The following is a 14554-nucleotide window of genomic DNA, read 5'->3' on the forward strand; positions in this document are numbered from 1 at the left end:
CTCCGGTCCGGGTACGCCTACCAGATCGCCTCGACCCACTCCGGGTGGTCGATGAACGGGTTCCGGTTGTGCTGGTAGCTGCTGTAGATCAGTTCGTTCCTGCGCTGCTCGGAGGCGCTGGGCGGGTCCTGCTCGTTCCACTGCTTCAGCACCGAGAGACGGCCGTGGTACGGGACGCTGCCGTTGGTGACGGCGTCGTTGGGCTCCAGGTCGGCCCAGGCGTCGTCGCCCTCGTAGCGGACGGCCATGTAGAGGATCATCCGGGCCACGTCGCCCTTGACGGCGGAGCGGGGCTCGAAGGAGTTCGAGTCGGTGAGGCTGCCGCCGCTGTTGGTGAAGCCGCTGCCGCCGAGGTCGAAGTCCTTGTTGCCGCGGATGCTGTTGACCTGGACGTCCTCGGGCCGCAGGTGGTGCAGGTCGGTGCCGGGGCCGGCCGAGGTGCCGAAGTCGCCGTGCGACTGGGCCCACACGTGCTCGCGGTTCCAGTTGCCGGTGTTGCCGCCGTTGAGCGACTTGCTGCGGGAGATGCCGGAGTACAGCAGGACCACGTTGCCGCTGTTGCCGGGGTCCTGGTCGGTGACCTTGAGCGCTTCCCAGACCGCGGAGTACGAGATCTTCGTCTGGTTGCTGATGATCGTGTGCAGTGAGCCCTTCAGGGCCGTACCGGTCTTGCCGATCGCGTTCGCGTAGTACGTGTCGTCGTACGCGGTGGTGGTGGCCGCGGCCGGAGTCGCGGCGGCCGTCGGGAGGGTGAGGCCGACGAGGACGGCGGAGACGCCGGCTGCCAGCGCCTTCCACTTGCCGGGCTGCGCAACGGACATATGGGGTGCCCTTTCCCGAGAACGGCACGCGTCCGGACGTGGGGCCGTACCAACGGGTCCGGGTTCTACGCGTGTTGACACTTCGGTCAATCGGGAGCGTGGCATGCACATGAGGCCGGTTGCGTAACGGGTGGGAGTCGTTCTGGTGACGTTCTCGCATACGACGCAACCCTCGGCCGTTTCCGGTCCGAGGGCTGCGGGGTGGTGGGGTCTACCCCGACTGGCCGAGGGACGGCCCTGGTTGACGTCCGACGCGTCCGACGCGTCCGGGCGGTAGGGCGTCTGGCCGTTCCGGGAGCCGGCGGAGCCCGTGGACCCGGACGAGGAGCCGTCGCCGTACTCGCTCGACGGCGACGGCGACGGCGACGGTGATCCGGGTGAGCGCGAGGACGAGCGCGGCGACGGCGGCGGCGCCGTGCACCCGTCCCATCACCTGCGGCGATACCGGCCGCATGGGTTCCATGGGAGCAGGCGGAGAGGGCCGCGCTCGCCCCGGTCCCGGAGCCGGCGGCGCCGGAGCCCTCCTCCGCCGCGGTGCCGTCGGGGCAGAGGCCGGTCGCGGAGTACTCGGCGCCGGCCGGGCACGCCCGAGAACGACCACCTCCACGGCGGCAGGGGCGACGACACCCTCTCCGGCGGCGCGGGTGTGAACAAGGTCCACCAGGACTGAGCCAGACCCACACCGGTGCTCCGACGGCGGCGGGCACGCCCACCGCGTGCCCGCTGTCCGGAATTCACGGCCAGTACCCTCCCCCTCAACCCGCCTCCCCCTACCGTGACGCCATGCGCCTGCGATCCGTACTCGCCGCCCTCACCGCCGGGCTGGCCGCCGTCACCTGTGTCACCGCCGCCGGGTCCGCCACCGCCCACGGCGGCGGGCCCGCCGCCCCGTCGCGCGGCGGCGCCTGCTCCTCCGCCGTCTCCCTCGACGGTTTCTCCGACGCCCTCGACAAGACGACGTACGACGGCACGTTCGTCGGCAACTTCTCCGCGCTGGCCGTGGACCGGGACGGGGCCCTCCTCGCGCTGTCCGACCGGTCCGCCCTCTTCACCCTGGACCCGAGGACACTGCGGCCCCGCTCCGTCGTACCGCTGGCCGACGAGGGCGGTGCCGCGCTGGACTCCGAGGGGCTCGTCGTCGACCGCGACGGCACCCGGCTGGTGTCGTCCGAGACCGAGCCGTCGGTACGCCGGTACGGGCGGGACGGCGCCGTGCTGGGCCGCCTCCCCGTGCCGGACGCCCTGCGTGTCGCCCCGGCCGGCCGCGCCGCCCCGAACCAGACCTTCGAGGCGCTGACCCTCCTCCCCGGCGGCCGCACCCTGCTGGCCGGCATGGAGGGCTCCCTGTCCGGCGACACCCCCGGCGTCGTACGCCTCCAGACCTGGCAGCGCAAGGGCGGTCACGGCGGTCACGGCGGTCGCGGTGGCCAGGACTTCCGGCTCGCCGCCCAGTACGGCTACCGAGCCGACACGGGCCTCGGTGTCGTCGAGACCGCCGCCACCCCCGACGGCCGCCTCCTCGTCCTGGAGCGCGGCTTCACGGCCGGGGTCGGCAACACGGTCCGCCTCTACCTCGCCGACCTCCGCCGCGCCACGGACACCGGCCGCATCGAGGCGCTGACCGGCCAGGACGGCGTACGCCTCGTCCGCAAGACCCTGCTCGCCGACCTCGTGGACTGCCCCTCCCTCGGCGCGACCGCCAAGCAGCCGCAGCCCAATCCGCTCCTCGACAACATCGAGGGCATGACGATCACCGGCCGCGCCCGCGGCGGTGCTCTCAAGGTCCTCCTGGCCAGCGACGACAACCAGAGCGCCACCCAGACGACCCGCTTCTACTCCCTGCGCGTACGCCTCTGAGCACTCGGGGCCGGGCAACGCGTATGACGTGAATTGTTGCGGAGGGATGAAATCCGGTTCCCTCCGTGTTGGTGCCTTCCGGACCACCAGGACGGAAGAGGGAAGGCACCAGGAGTGACAACGCAGCGGGGATGGGCACGGCGGCTGGCCGGGTACGCCTGGCGGTACCCGAAGGACGTCGTGCTCGCGCTGGGCGCCTCGCTCGGGGGCATGGCCGTCATGGCCCTCGTCCCGCTGATCACCAAGGTGATCATCGACGACGTCATCGGGGACGGCTCCCGTGACATGGCCCCCTGGGCCGGCGCGCTCCTCGGCGCCGGTGTCGTCGTCTACGTCCTCACCTACATCCGCCGCTACTACGGCGGCCGCCTCGCGCTCGACGTCCAGCACGACCTGCGCACCGACATGTACGGGACGATCGTCCGCCTCGACGGCAGGCGCCAGGACGAGCTGTCGACCGGCCAGGTGGTGGGGCGCGCGACCAGCGACCTCCAGCTGATCCAGGGCCTGCTCTTCATGCTCCCGATGACGATCGGGAACATCCTCCTCTTCCTGATCTCCCTCGGGATCATGGCCTGGCTGTCGCCGCCGCTCACCCTCGTCGCCCTTGCCGTCGCCCCCGCGATCTGGTTCATCGCCCGCCGCAGCCGCTCCAGGCTGCACCCGGCGACCTGGTACGCCCAGGCGCAGGCCGCCGCCGTGGCCGGGGTCGTCGACGGCTCGGTCAGCGGCGTACGGGTCGTCAAGGGCTTCGGGCAGGAGGACCAGGAGACCGGGAAGCTCCGTGCGATCGGCCGCAGGCTCTTCGCGGGGCGCCTGCGCACGGTCCGCCTCAACTCGAAGTACACCCCCGCCCTCCAGGCGGTCCCGGCCCTCGGCCAGGTCGCCATGCTGGCGCTCGGCGGCTGGCTGGCGGTACGGGGCCAGGTCACCCTGGGCACGTTCGTGGCCTTCTCCTCCTACCTCGCCCAGCTCGTGGGCCCGGTGCGGATGCTCGCCATGGTCCTCACGGTCGGCCAGCAGGCGCGGGCCGGCGCCGAACGCGTCCTGGAGCTGATCGACACCCGGCCGTCGATGGAGGACGGCACGAAGACCCTCCCGGCCGACGCGCCCGCGACCGTCGAGTTCGACGGCGTGTCCTTCGGCTACGAGGACGACCGCCCGGTCCTCAGCGGCCTCAGCCTCGAGATCCGCGCCGGCGAGACCCTCGCGGTCGTCGGCTCGTCCGGCTCCGGCAAGTCCACCGTCTCCCTGCTGCTGCCCCGCTTCTACGACGTGACCGGCGGCGCGGTCCTCGTCGGCGGCCTCGACGTGCGCGAGCTGACCCTCGACTCGCTGCGGGCCGCCATCGGGCTCGTCCCCGAGGACTCCTTCCTCTTCTCGGACACCGTGGCCTCCAACATCGCGTACGGCCGCCCCGGGGCCACCCGGGAGGAGATCGAGACGGCGGCCCGGGCCGCGCAGGCGCACGGGTTCATCACCGCGCTGCCCGACGGCTACGACACCAAGGTCGGCGAGCACGGCCTCACCCTCTCCGGCGGCCAGCGCCAGCGCGTGGCCCTGGCCCGCGCGATCCTCACCGACCCGCGCCTGCTGGTCCTCGACGACGCGACCTCCGCCGTCGACGCCCGGGTCGAGCACGAGATCCACGAGGCCCTGCGCGGTGTCATGGCGGGCCGCACCACCCTCCTCATCGCCCACCGCCGCTCCACCCTCAACCTCGCCGACCGCATCGCCGTCCTCGACGGCGGGCGCCTCGCCGACATCGGCACGCACGAGGAGCTGACCGAGCGCTCGCCGCTCTACCGCAAACTGCTCACCGACCCGGACGAGCTGGGCGGGGTCTCGCCCGGCCACGCCAGGCCGTCCTGTCCGGCGGACGGGACGCAGGACACCTCCGTACGCGACGAGCTGGACGCGGAGTTCGACGCCGAGCGCGGTGTCACCCCGCGCCTGTGGAGCGGCGACCGCGAGCCCAAGGACATGGCGCTGGCCGGTACGCCCGCCACCCCCGAACTCCTCGCCCAGGTCGACGCCCTGCCGCCCGCCACCGACACCCCGGACATCGACGAGGCGCGCGCGGTCACGCCGGAGGACTCGTACGGGCTGCGGCGGCTGCTGCGCGGCTTCGGGCTCCCGCTGCTCCTCAGCCTCGGCCTGGTCGCCGCCGACGCGGGGATGGGCCTGCTGCTGCCGGTCCTGATCCGGCACGGCATCGACGAGGGCGTCACGCAGGCGGCGATCGGCGGTGTGTGGGCGGCCTCGGCGATCGCCCTGCTCAGCGTGCTCGTCCAGTGGGCGGCGCAGACCGGCGAGATCCGGATGACCGGACGCACCGGCGAACGGGTCCTGTACTCGCTGCGGCTGAAGATCTTCGCGCAGCTCCAGCGGCTCGGGCTCGACTACTACGAGCGGGAGCTGACCGGCCGGATCATGACCCGGATGACGACGGACGTGGACGCCCTGTCCACGTTCCTCCAGACCGGCCTGGTCACCGCCTTCGTCTCCGTCGTCACCTTCTTCGGCATCATGGCCGCGCTGCTCGTGATCGACCTGCAGCTCGCGCTGGTCGTCTTCCTGACCCTGCCGCCGCTGGTCGTCGGCACGTTCTTCTTCCGCCGCTCCAGCGTCAAGGCGTACGAACTCGCCCGTGAGCGGGTGTCCGTGGTGAACGCGGACCTCCAGGAGTCGGTGTCGGGGCTGCGCATCCTCCAGGCGTTCCGCCGCGAGGGGGAGGGCGCCGGGCGCTTCGCGCGGGGCAGCGACAGCTACCGCCAGGCCCGTATCCGCGGGCAGTGGCTCATTTCGATCTACTTCCCGTTCGTGCAGCTGCTGTCCTCGGTGGCCGCCACCGCCGTGCTCGTCGTGGGCGCGGCGAGGGTCGACGCGGGCACCCTCACCACCGGCGCGCTGGTGGCGTACCTCCTCTACATCGACCTGTTCTTCGCGCCCGTGCAGCAGCTCTCGCAGGTCTTCGACGGCTACCAGCAGGCGACCGTCTCACTCGGCCGCATCCAGGAGCTGCTGCGGGAGCCGACGTCCACCACGGCCGCCGCCGAGCCCCTCGACGTGCCGTCCCTGCGCGGCGAGATCGCCTTCGAGGACGTGGACTTCGCGTACGGCCGCCCCGGCGAACCGGACGCCGAGGAGGCGCTCAGCGGGGTCCGGCTGCGCATCCCGGCCGGGCAGACCGTCGCGTTCGTCGGCGAGACGGGCGCGGGCAAGTCGACCCTGGTCAAACTGGTGGCCCGGTTCTACGACCCCACCGGCGGCCGGGTCACGGTCGACGGCACGGACCTGCGCGCGCTCGACCTGACCGCGTACCGGCACCGGCTCGGTGTCGTCCCGCAGGAGGCGTACCTGTTCCAGGGCACGGTCCGGGACGCCATCGCGTACGGCCGTCCGGACGCCACCGACGCCGAGGTGGAGGCGGCGGCCCGCGCGGTCGGCGCGCACGACATGATCGCCACGCTGGACGGCGGCTACCTCCACGGGGTCGCCGAGCGCGGGCGCAACCTCTCCGCCGGACAGCGCCAGCTGATCGCGCTGGCCCGCGCCGAGCTGGTCGACCCGGACATCCTGCTCCTCGACGAGGCCACGGCCGCGCTCGACCTGGCCACCGAGGCGCAGGTCAACCAGGCCACCGACCGCATAGCGGGCCGCCGCACCACACTGGTGGTCGCCCACCGGCTGACCACGGCCGCCCGGGCGGACCGGGTCGTGGTGATGGCCGGCGGCCGGGTCGCGGAGGACGGCACGCACGACGAGCTGCTCGCGCTCGGCGGCCGGTACGCGCGGCTGTGGCGGACGTTCGTGGGGGAGCCGGACCCGGTCGGCACCGTGAGGTGACGTGAACACGGTGACGTGAATACAAGGTGACGTGAATACGCGGAAAAACCGCAACCGGTGGGTAGGGCAACCGTGCGCCGTACGCCATGCGTCCGTACAGCAGTACGTACTCGGGTACGCCGAACCGCGGGCCGTGGAGGGACAGCAGTGGACATGGGCGTGATACGCCGACGCCTCGCGCTCGGCACGGCCGTGCTGACGGCGTCCGGGCTGCTGGCGGTCGCGGGCCCGGCGGTGGGCGACGCGTCGGCGGCGACCCTGTGCGCCGGCCGGAAGGTGCGCACGCTGGCCTTCTCCACCGGGCACGTGGACGTCCACAAGAAGAGCGGCTACGTGTGCGCGGTGACCTACCCCAAGAAGGTGGGCGCCCGCCGTTACATGATGGTCAGCGTGCAGGCCCGCGGGAGCGAACGGGTGCCCAACGCGGGCCGGTTCACGAGGTACGCGGGCCCGGTGCGGGTGCACGCGGGCCACCGCTGCGTACGGATCAAGGGCGCCGTCGGCTCGGGTTCGGTCGGCACGGGCTGGATCCTCTGCTGACCCGTCCCGTGCCTTCTCCTCCGGCCCGTCGACTGACCTCTCTCCTGCTTCTCCCCTGCTTCTCTCCTGACTTGTTCCGCCACTTGTCCGTAATGACCCGGACATCCCCTGGTGTGACCGCTGTCGCTCGGATAAGTTCCGGCGGACATCTGCGTATTCAGGGGAGAACGCATGCGCAAGACGCTCAGATGGCTGCTGTCCCTCACGGTGGCCATAGGCACCGTGGGCACGGCCGGGGCGGCCACCGCCGCCCAGCCGGACACCGCCGGCACCGTCGCCGGCACCCGTACCGGCGCCGGTCTCGTCACGGACGAGACCGCGGACATCAAGGACCGGCTCCTCGCGATACCGGGCATGAGCCTGATCGAGGAGAAGCCCTACACCGGCTACCGCTTCTTCGTCCTCAACTACACCCAGCCGGTCGACCACCGCCGTCCCTCCGAGGGCACCTTCCAGCAGCGCATCACCGTGCTGCACAAGGACACGGCCCGCCCCACGGTCTTCTACACCGGCGGCTACAACGTCTCCACGACCCCGAGCCGCCGCGAGCCGACCCAGATCGTGGACGGCAACCAGGTCTCGATGGAGTACCGCTACTTCACCCCGTCCCGGCCCGCGCCGGCGGACTGGTCGAAGCTCGACATCTGGCAGGCGGCCAGCGACCAGCACCGCATCTTCGAGGCCCTCAAGCCGGTCTACGACAAGAAGTGGATCTCCACCGGCGGTTCGAAGGGCGGCATGACCGCCACCTACTTCGAGCGCTTCTACCCGCGTGACATGGACGGCGTCGTCGCGTACGTCGCCCCCAACGACGTGGTGAACAAGGAGGACTCGGCGTACGACCGGTTCTTCGCGAAGGTCGGCACCAAGGAGTGCCGCAACCGGCTGAACGCGGTGCAGCGCGAGGCGCTCGTCCGCCGTGCGCCGCTGGAGAAGAAGTACAAGGAACTGGCCGCCGCCGAGGGCTACACCTTCAACACCATCGGCAGCCTGGACCGGGCCTACGAGGCGGTCGTCCTCGACTACGTGTGGGGCTTCTGGCAGTACAGCCTGCTCGCCGACTGCGACACGATCCCGGCGGACGCGAAGAACGCGACGGACGACGAGATCTGGACGTCGATCGACACGATCTCCGGCTTCTCGTTCTACACGGACCAGGGCCTGGAGCCGTACACGCCGTACTACTACCAGGCCGGCACGCAGCTCGGCGCGCCCACGATCAACTTCCCGCACATCGAGAAGAAGTACATCCGCTACGGCTACCAGCCGCCGCGCAACTTCGTGCCGCGCGACATCACGATGCGGTTCCAGCCGGGCGTCATGCGGAGCGTCGACTTCTGGGTGAAGCACAACGCGAACCAGATGCTGTTCGTGTACGGGCAGAACGATCCGTGGGGTGCTGAACCGTTCCGCCTCGGCAGGGGCGCCCGTGACTCGTACGTCCTCACGGCCCCCGGCGCCAACCACGGCGCCAACGTCGCGGGTCTCGTGCCCGACCAGAAGGCCCTGGCCACGGCCCGCATCCTGCAGTGGGCGGGCGTCGCCCCGGCCGCCGTCCAGGCGGACCCGGAGAAGGCCAAGCCGCTGGCCAAGTACGACGCGAAGCTGGACAAGCGCACGGTCGAGCGCCAGCTCCGTCCGTAGCGGGACCGGCAGCACCTGCCGGGCACCGCTGAATCCTGCTGAGCACCGCCGAGCACTGCCGAGCACCGCTGAGCCGCGCCCGCCCGTCGAGCCCCCGGGCTACCACGGGCGGGCGCAGCCCACCGGCTCCGGGCCGCTCAGCCGGACGTACAGCTCCGTCGACGCGGGGCAGGCGGAACGCTTCCCGACGGCCGCCGTCACCTCGTACTCGGGGGCCTTCCCGCCCGTACCGCCGCCCTCGTCGTCGCACGGGGTCTCGCGCACCTCGCCCGCGCCCGTGCCGTAGACGCAGTCGCCGACGATGGTGCGCGGGCCCCCGCCGCCGCCCGGGTCGCCCGGGTGCGGGGCCGCCAGGTTGCGCATGCAGGCGTAGCCCCGGGGGACCGTGCCGTCGCCGTCCTCGTCGGCGGCGGGCCGCCGCTCGCTGATGTGCAGCACGAAGTCGGTGGTGGCCGGGCAGACCGGGCCGTTGCCCACCCTGCCGTCGTGCCGCGCGACGACCCGCGCCGCCGCCCGCTCACCGGTGCAGGGCACCTCGGTGAACGAGGTGCGCCCGAACGAACTGCACTCGTCGATCCCGAGGAACACCGTCCCGTACCCCGAGGCCCGCGCGGGACCCGGCGCAGGAGCGGTCTCCCGCGCGCCACCGCCGCCATTGCTGCCGCCGCCGTCGCCGTCCGGCTCGGATGACTGCCCGCACCCCGTCAGGACGGCCGCCACCAGGACCAGCAGCGCGCACAGCACCGCCGTCGTCACTCCCGCTTGCGACCCCGCGCACCCTTCGCCGCGTGTGCGGTGTACGCCCACGCCCCCTGCGTCGCGCATGGCACTTCCCCCGATCCCCCGCCCAGCGTGACCCGCCACGGCGGACCCCGCCAGGCATACGGGGGGCTTTGCGTCATTTGGGGGTGGTGTGCGGGGAGCACGTCGTAGGCCCGGTACGGCAGGCCCGTACGCGCGCCCCCGCACATCGGCCCTAGTAGGTCAGGCCGTGCCCCACCGGGTAGAGCACCCGCGTCGGATCGTCCGCGCGCTGCACCGGCACCGGCAGTCTGCCGCGCGGGTCGGCCCGTCCCGCCAGCACCCGTACCGCGGCGCGCAGTTCGACGTCCGTCCAGGAGTAGGAGGCCAGGTAGGTCTTCACCTCCGGCAGCTGGGCCACGTCGTACGGGTTGCGGACGGCCAGCGCGACCACCGGGCGGCCCGTCGCGAGCAGCTGCCCCACGAGCGTCCGCTGACCGGAGCCGGCGGTGACGTTGTACGTCGCCACCAGCACCGCGTCCGCGTCCTGGGCCGCCGCGACGGCCTTCGCGACGGTCGCGGCGGAGGGTGCCGTGCCCGTGGACAGCGCCGTCGCGGTGAACCCCAGCTCGGTGAGCGCGTCGGCCAGTACGGTCGTGGGCGGGCCCGTGGTGCCGGACGGCGAGGCCGGATCGGCGCCGACGACGAGCACCTTCCGGTGCGTACGCCGGGAGAGCGGCAGCAACCGGCCGGAGTCGACCAGCAGGGTCGTCGTCCGCTCGGCGACGCGGTCGGCGGCCTTCAAGTGCGCCGGGATCCCGACCGTGCGGTCCACACCCCGCCGGGTGACGTACGGGTCCTTCAGCAGCCCCAGCTTCGCCTTGAGCCGCAGGATGCGCAGGATCGATTCGTCGAGGCGGGCCTCCGTCAGTTCGCCGCCGCGGACGGCGGCGAGGACCGCGTTCCAGGCGACGTCCAGCTCGGGTGGGTTGAGGAGCTGGTCGACACCGGCCTTCAGGGCGAGCACGGGCACCCGGTCGTCGCCGTACTTGGTGCGGACGCCCTCCATGCCGAGGGAGTCCGTCACCACGACCCCGTCGTAGCCGAGCCGTTCGCGCAGGATGCCGGTGAGGATCGGGCGCGAGAGGGTGGCCGGGTCGCCGGACGGGTCGAGCGCCGGGACCATGATGTGCGCGGTCATGATCGAGTCGATGCCCGCGGCGATCGCGGCCCGGAACGGAGGCGCGTCGAGCTCGTTCCACTGCGTCTCGGTGTGCTCGATGACCGGGAAGCCGTAGTGGCTGTCGGTCTCGGTGTCGCCGTGCCCGGGGAAGTGCTTGGAGGTCGCCGCGACCCCGGCGCCCTGGTAGCCCTTCACCTGGGCGGCGACCAGGCCGGCCACGGCCTCCGGGTCGGAGCCGAAGGAGCGGACGCCGATGACCGGGTTGGCCGGGTTCACGTTCACGTCGGCGACCGGCGCGTAGTCCTGCCGGATGCCCATGGCGCGCAGCTCGGCGCCGCCGATCCGCGCGGCCGTACGGGCGTCGGTGCGCGAACCGCCCGCGCCGAGGGCCATCGCGCCGGGGAAGAGGGTCGCGGGTGTGCCCACGCGCGCCACTATGCCGTGCTCCTGGTCGGTGGAGACGAGCACGGGCAGGCCGCGGGGCAGGGCGAGCGAGGCCCGCTGGATGCCGTTGCTCAGGTCCGCGATCTGCCGCGGCTCACGGGTGTTGTGCGCCCACCCGAAGTAGATGATGCCGCCGACCCGGTACTTCGCGATCAGCTCGGCGGCCGTCCGTACGCCGATCTCCGCGAGGTTGGCGTCGATGTCGGCCTGGTCGGGCTCGGTCGCGGAGTGCCCGTACACCCGCATCACGAAGAGCTGCCCGACCTTCTCTTCGAGCGTCATGCGGGAGATGAGGGCCCGCAGCCGCTTGTCCCCGTGCTTCGCGGTGTCGCCGTGTCCGGCCGCGGCCGCGCCGCCGCCGGCGACGACCGCCGCCGCGCCCGCGGTCGCCGCGAGCAGCGTACGTCTGGAGGTGTGCACGTGCGCTCCTTCCCAGGAGGGCCCCGGAGGGTCCGTGGAGGGGCTTGGAGAGGCGAGTATGAAGAAAACTGCCAAGGAGTCACGGATATCCGGGAAATTTCTGCCGGTCAAGGGTGCGGGCACGCGCGGACGGGCGACATCGCCGCCGGCACGGAACGGGTGACGCGGGTGGGGCGCCCCGTCAGGGGCGCGGGGAACGGCGCGACAAGCCACGACGGTCCCGGGCCCGTCGGCCGTCCTCGGCCGTCCCGGGCCCACCGGCCGTCCTTAGCCGCCCCGCTCGCCCCAGTTGCCCCGGCAGCCCCAGTAGCCCCAGTAGCCCCAGTTGCCCCAGTAGTCCCGCTCCCGCCCGGAGGGCCTACGCGGACTCGTTCAGCAGGCGGGCCAGATGATCGCGGCCCTCGTCCAGCAGACCCTCCAGCGGCGCGGCCGACTCGTACCAGCGCTTCTCGTACTCCCAGCACAGCCAGCCGTCCCAGCCCTCGCGGGAGAGCAGGTCGACGCACTCGGTGAGGGGGAGGACGCCCGCCCCGAGCGGCAGCGGCGTCGTGTCGTCCGGCGAGGCGATGTCCTTGACCTGGATGTAGCCCAGGAAGGGGGAGAGCGCGGCGAAGGTGACCGCCGGCTGCTCACCGCCGAGCCAGGTGTGCATGACGTCCCAGAGGGCGCCGGCCTGAAGGTGGCCGACGAGGCCGAGGACACGGGTCGCGTCGGCGCCGGTGCGGTGCGAGTCGTGGGTCTCCAGCAGGATCCGTACGTCGAGGTCGGCTGCGTACTCGGCCGCCGTGCCGAGCCGTCGCGCGGCCGTCGCGTCGGCGTCCTCGGTGCTCTGGTCCTCCGCGGCGCCCGGGAGGACCCGGACGAAGGGGGCGCCCAGGTCGCGCGCCAGGTCGAGGAGTTCGCGGATCTCGGCGATCACGGGCTCGTCGTCGCCGGGCGCGGCCACCCGGACGTATCCGGCCAGGCCCAGGATCTCGACGCCCGCCGCCTTGAACTCGGCGGCCACGTCGGCCCGTGCGGCGTGTCCGAGACCGGTGTGCACGGGCTCCTCGGGATGCGCGCGCAACTCGACGCCGTGGTAGCCGTGGGTGGCGGCGAGCCGCACCACGTCACCGATCGGGAGTCCGGGTACACCGAGGGTGGAGAAGGCCAGTTTCACGGATCGCACCTTCGCTATCGAATTCCGGGCGCGGCTTTTTCCGGCCGGGGTTCCCGGAGTCCCCGGGACGGCACAGCATGAAACGGACCCTACCCGCCGCCCGCGATCTCTCACTCCCCGGTTCCGGGCAGGCCCGGCCGCCGTTCCCGGCCGACGAGGTCCGCACCGGAGGAAGGGCGAAGGGTGCGGCCTCCCGTCGAGGAGGACGAATCCATGGCGGTTCCCGGCACCGCCGCCCGGATAGCCTTCCGGGGTGCTCCAGTACGACGATCTGACACAGCCGGAACGTGCCGTCTGGGACGCCTTTCCCGAGGGCCGCCTCGTGGACCTGCGCAGCGGGGTCCCCGGGGCGGACGACCCCCGGCAGGGGCAGGGGCATGGGTGGGGGCCGGAGCGTACGGTCCGGGCGGAGGTGCTGGCGGCGCTGCTGCTGGGGGCCAACCCCGCCCCGCCGGGCGCGCTCGCCGCACTCCGCCTGGAGGGCGCGCGCGTGGTCGGCACGCTCGACCTGGCGGGCGCGGACATCGCCCAGACGATCCGGCTCGACTCCTGCCGTCTGGAGGAACCGGTGGGACTGCGCGGCTGCACCACGCGCTCGATCCGGCTGGCTGGGTGCTGGGTCCCGGGCGTCGAGGCGTCGATGGCCCGGATCGAGGGGAGGCTGAATCTGAACGGGACGACCGTGGAGGGCTCCCGGCTCTCGCTCATCAACACCCACATCTCCGGGGAACTGGTGCTGAGCGAGGCCACCCTGTCCGCCGACAGCGGGTGGGCCCTGTTCGCGGGCGGACTCGTCATGGAGGGTGCGGTCTTCGGCCGCCGTCTGACGGCGAGGGGCGGGCTGCGGCTGCTGGGCGCGCAGCTGTCCGGTGGCCTGTTCCTGGACGGGGCGCGGCTGGAGAACCCGCGGGGCGAGGCGCTGCTCGCGGACAACGCCACCATGACGACCCTGGAGATGACCGAGGGATTCAGCGCCACCGGCGCCGTCCGGCTGCGCGGCGCGCACATCACCAACCGGCTGTCGCTGCGGGGCGCCGTCCTGGGCGATCCGGGCGCGGCCCTGGACCTCACCCGCGTACAGGCGGCCGAGCTGGACCTCACGCCCGCGGTCGCCCCGCCCGGCGGTGTCGACCTGCGCAGCGCGCGCGTCGAGGTCCTGCGCGACAACGAGGCGGGCCGGACCGCGCGCCTGCGGCTGGAAGGGCTCGCCTACGCCTCCCTGCACGCGGACGACGTGCCGCCCGCGGGAACCGGTGCCCGGGCCGGCGTGGCCCGCCGGATCGCGTGGATCCGCCGTTCGCCCGGCTACAGTCCGCAGCCGTACGAGCAGCTCGCGGGCTGGTACCGGCAGATCGGCCACGACGACGACGCCCGCCTCGTGCTGCTGGCGAAGCAGCGCCACCGGCGCGGCACGCTCCACCCCGTCGCCCGGTTCTGGGGCCACGTCTTCGACGCCACGGTCGGCTACGGCTACCGGCCCTGGCGGGCGGGCGGCTGGCTGCTCCTGCTGTCGCTCGCCGGGACGCTGGTCTTCAGGTCCGCCACGCCCACGGCCAGCAAGCAGGGCGAGGGGCCTCCGTTCAGCGCCCTGGCCTACACGCTGGACCTGCTGATCCCCATCGGCGGCCTCGGCCAGCGAGGGGCCTGGCACTGGCGGGACGACGGCCCCATGGCGCTCTCGTACGCGCTGATCGCCGCGGGCTGGCTGCTGACCACGGCCGTGGTCGCGGGCGTCACCCGCTCACTGAACAAGAACTGAGCGCGGGCGGGGGAGTCGGTCCTTCGCCCGCGGCCCGGCGGGGGTTCCCCACGAAGTTCCCGGCACCCCCGCTCCCCAGGGGCGCGGGGAACTGCGCGCTCGGCCCCCACCGGACCGCACCCGCACACGTCCCGCCC

General features: G+C 72.8%; 11 protein-coding genes. 6 read left to right on the forward strand and 5 right to left on the reverse strand.

Annotated features, from left to right (window positions below; genetic code table 11):
• Positions 1-17 precede the first annotated feature (17 nt).
• Both KM933_RS16245 and KM933_RS39345 read right to left on the reverse strand, forming a co-directional pair.
• On the reverse strand, positions 18-821 hold the full coding sequence (locus tag KM933_RS16245) for an endonuclease I family protein (protein ID WP_221352738.1): 804 nt from the start codon (positions 819-821) through the stop codon (positions 18-20).
• Between the two features lie 211 nt (positions 822-1032).
• Positions 1033-1275, reverse strand: coding sequence for a hypothetical protein (locus KM933_RS39345; protein ID WP_260333638.1), 243 nt, complete (start codon positions 1273-1275; stop codon positions 1033-1035).
• Here KM933_RS39345 and KM933_RS40590 point away from each other — a divergent pair.
• The 5 genes from KM933_RS40590 (at position 1237) to KM933_RS16270 (ending at position 8711) form a co-directional block, all read left to right on the forward strand.
• Complete coding sequence (locus KM933_RS40590; protein ID WP_430727325.1) at positions 1237-1491, forward strand: hypothetical protein; 255 nt, start codon at positions 1237-1239, stop codon at positions 1489-1491. The two genes, KM933_RS39345 and KM933_RS40590, sit on opposite strands and share 39 nt — an antisense overlap.
• A 113-nt stretch (positions 1492-1604) precedes the next feature.
• A complete protein-coding gene (locus KM933_RS16255) occupies positions 1605-2678 on the forward strand; it encodes an esterase-like activity of phytase family protein (protein ID WP_221352742.1) in 1074 nt (357 codons plus the stop codon).
• A 114-nt stretch (positions 2679-2792) separates the two neighbouring features.
• Positions 2793-6527, forward strand: a complete 3735-nt coding sequence (locus tag KM933_RS16260; protein ID WP_221352744.1) for an ABC transporter ATP-binding protein — start codon at positions 2793-2795, stop codon at positions 6525-6527.
• Between the two features lie 153 nt (positions 6528-6680).
• Positions 6681-7067, forward strand: a complete 387-nt coding sequence (locus tag KM933_RS16265) for a hypothetical protein (protein ID WP_260333639.1) — start codon at positions 6681-6683, stop codon at positions 7065-7067.
• A gap of 171 nt (positions 7068-7238) precedes the next feature.
• A complete protein-coding gene (locus tag KM933_RS16270) occupies positions 7239-8711 on the forward strand; it encodes a S28 family serine protease (RefSeq protein ID WP_221352748.1) in 1473 nt (490 codons plus the stop codon).
• Between the two features lie 99 nt (positions 8712-8810).
• Here the strand turns inward: KM933_RS16270 and KM933_RS16275 are convergent, their stop codons facing one another.
• The 3 genes from KM933_RS16275 to KM933_RS16285 all read right to left on the reverse strand — a co-directional run bounded on the left by KM933_RS16275 (position 8811) and on the right by KM933_RS16285 (position 12658).
• Positions 8811-9467: a hypothetical protein gene (locus tag KM933_RS16275; RefSeq protein WP_308013420.1), complete on the reverse strand. Its 657-nt coding sequence runs from the start codon at positions 9465-9467 to the stop codon at positions 8811-8813.
• 220 nt (positions 9468-9687) lie between these two features.
• Entirely contained in the window at positions 9688-11499 is a 1812-nt protein-coding gene (locus KM933_RS16280) for a glycoside hydrolase family 3 protein (protein ID WP_221352749.1), read from the reverse strand.
• A 358-nt stretch (positions 11500-11857) separates the two neighbouring features.
• Complete coding sequence (locus KM933_RS16285; RefSeq protein ID WP_221352751.1) at positions 11858-12658, reverse strand: sugar phosphate isomerase/epimerase family protein; 801 nt, start codon at positions 12656-12658, stop codon at positions 11858-11860.
• A 253-nt stretch (positions 12659-12911) separates the two neighbouring features.
• Here KM933_RS16285 and KM933_RS16290 point away from each other — a divergent pair, with 253 nt between their 5' ends.
• Positions 12912-14417 (forward strand): oxidoreductase, encoded by a 1506-nt coding sequence (locus KM933_RS16290; RefSeq protein WP_221352754.1) that lies wholly within the window; start codon positions 12912-12914, stop codon positions 14415-14417.
• Positions 14418-14554: the final 137 nt, after the last annotated feature.

The organism is Streptomyces beigongshangae, from assembly GCF_019710745.1.
Classification (GTDB): Bacteria; Actinomycetota; Actinomycetes; order Streptomycetales; family Streptomycetaceae; genus Streptomyces; species Streptomyces beigongshangae.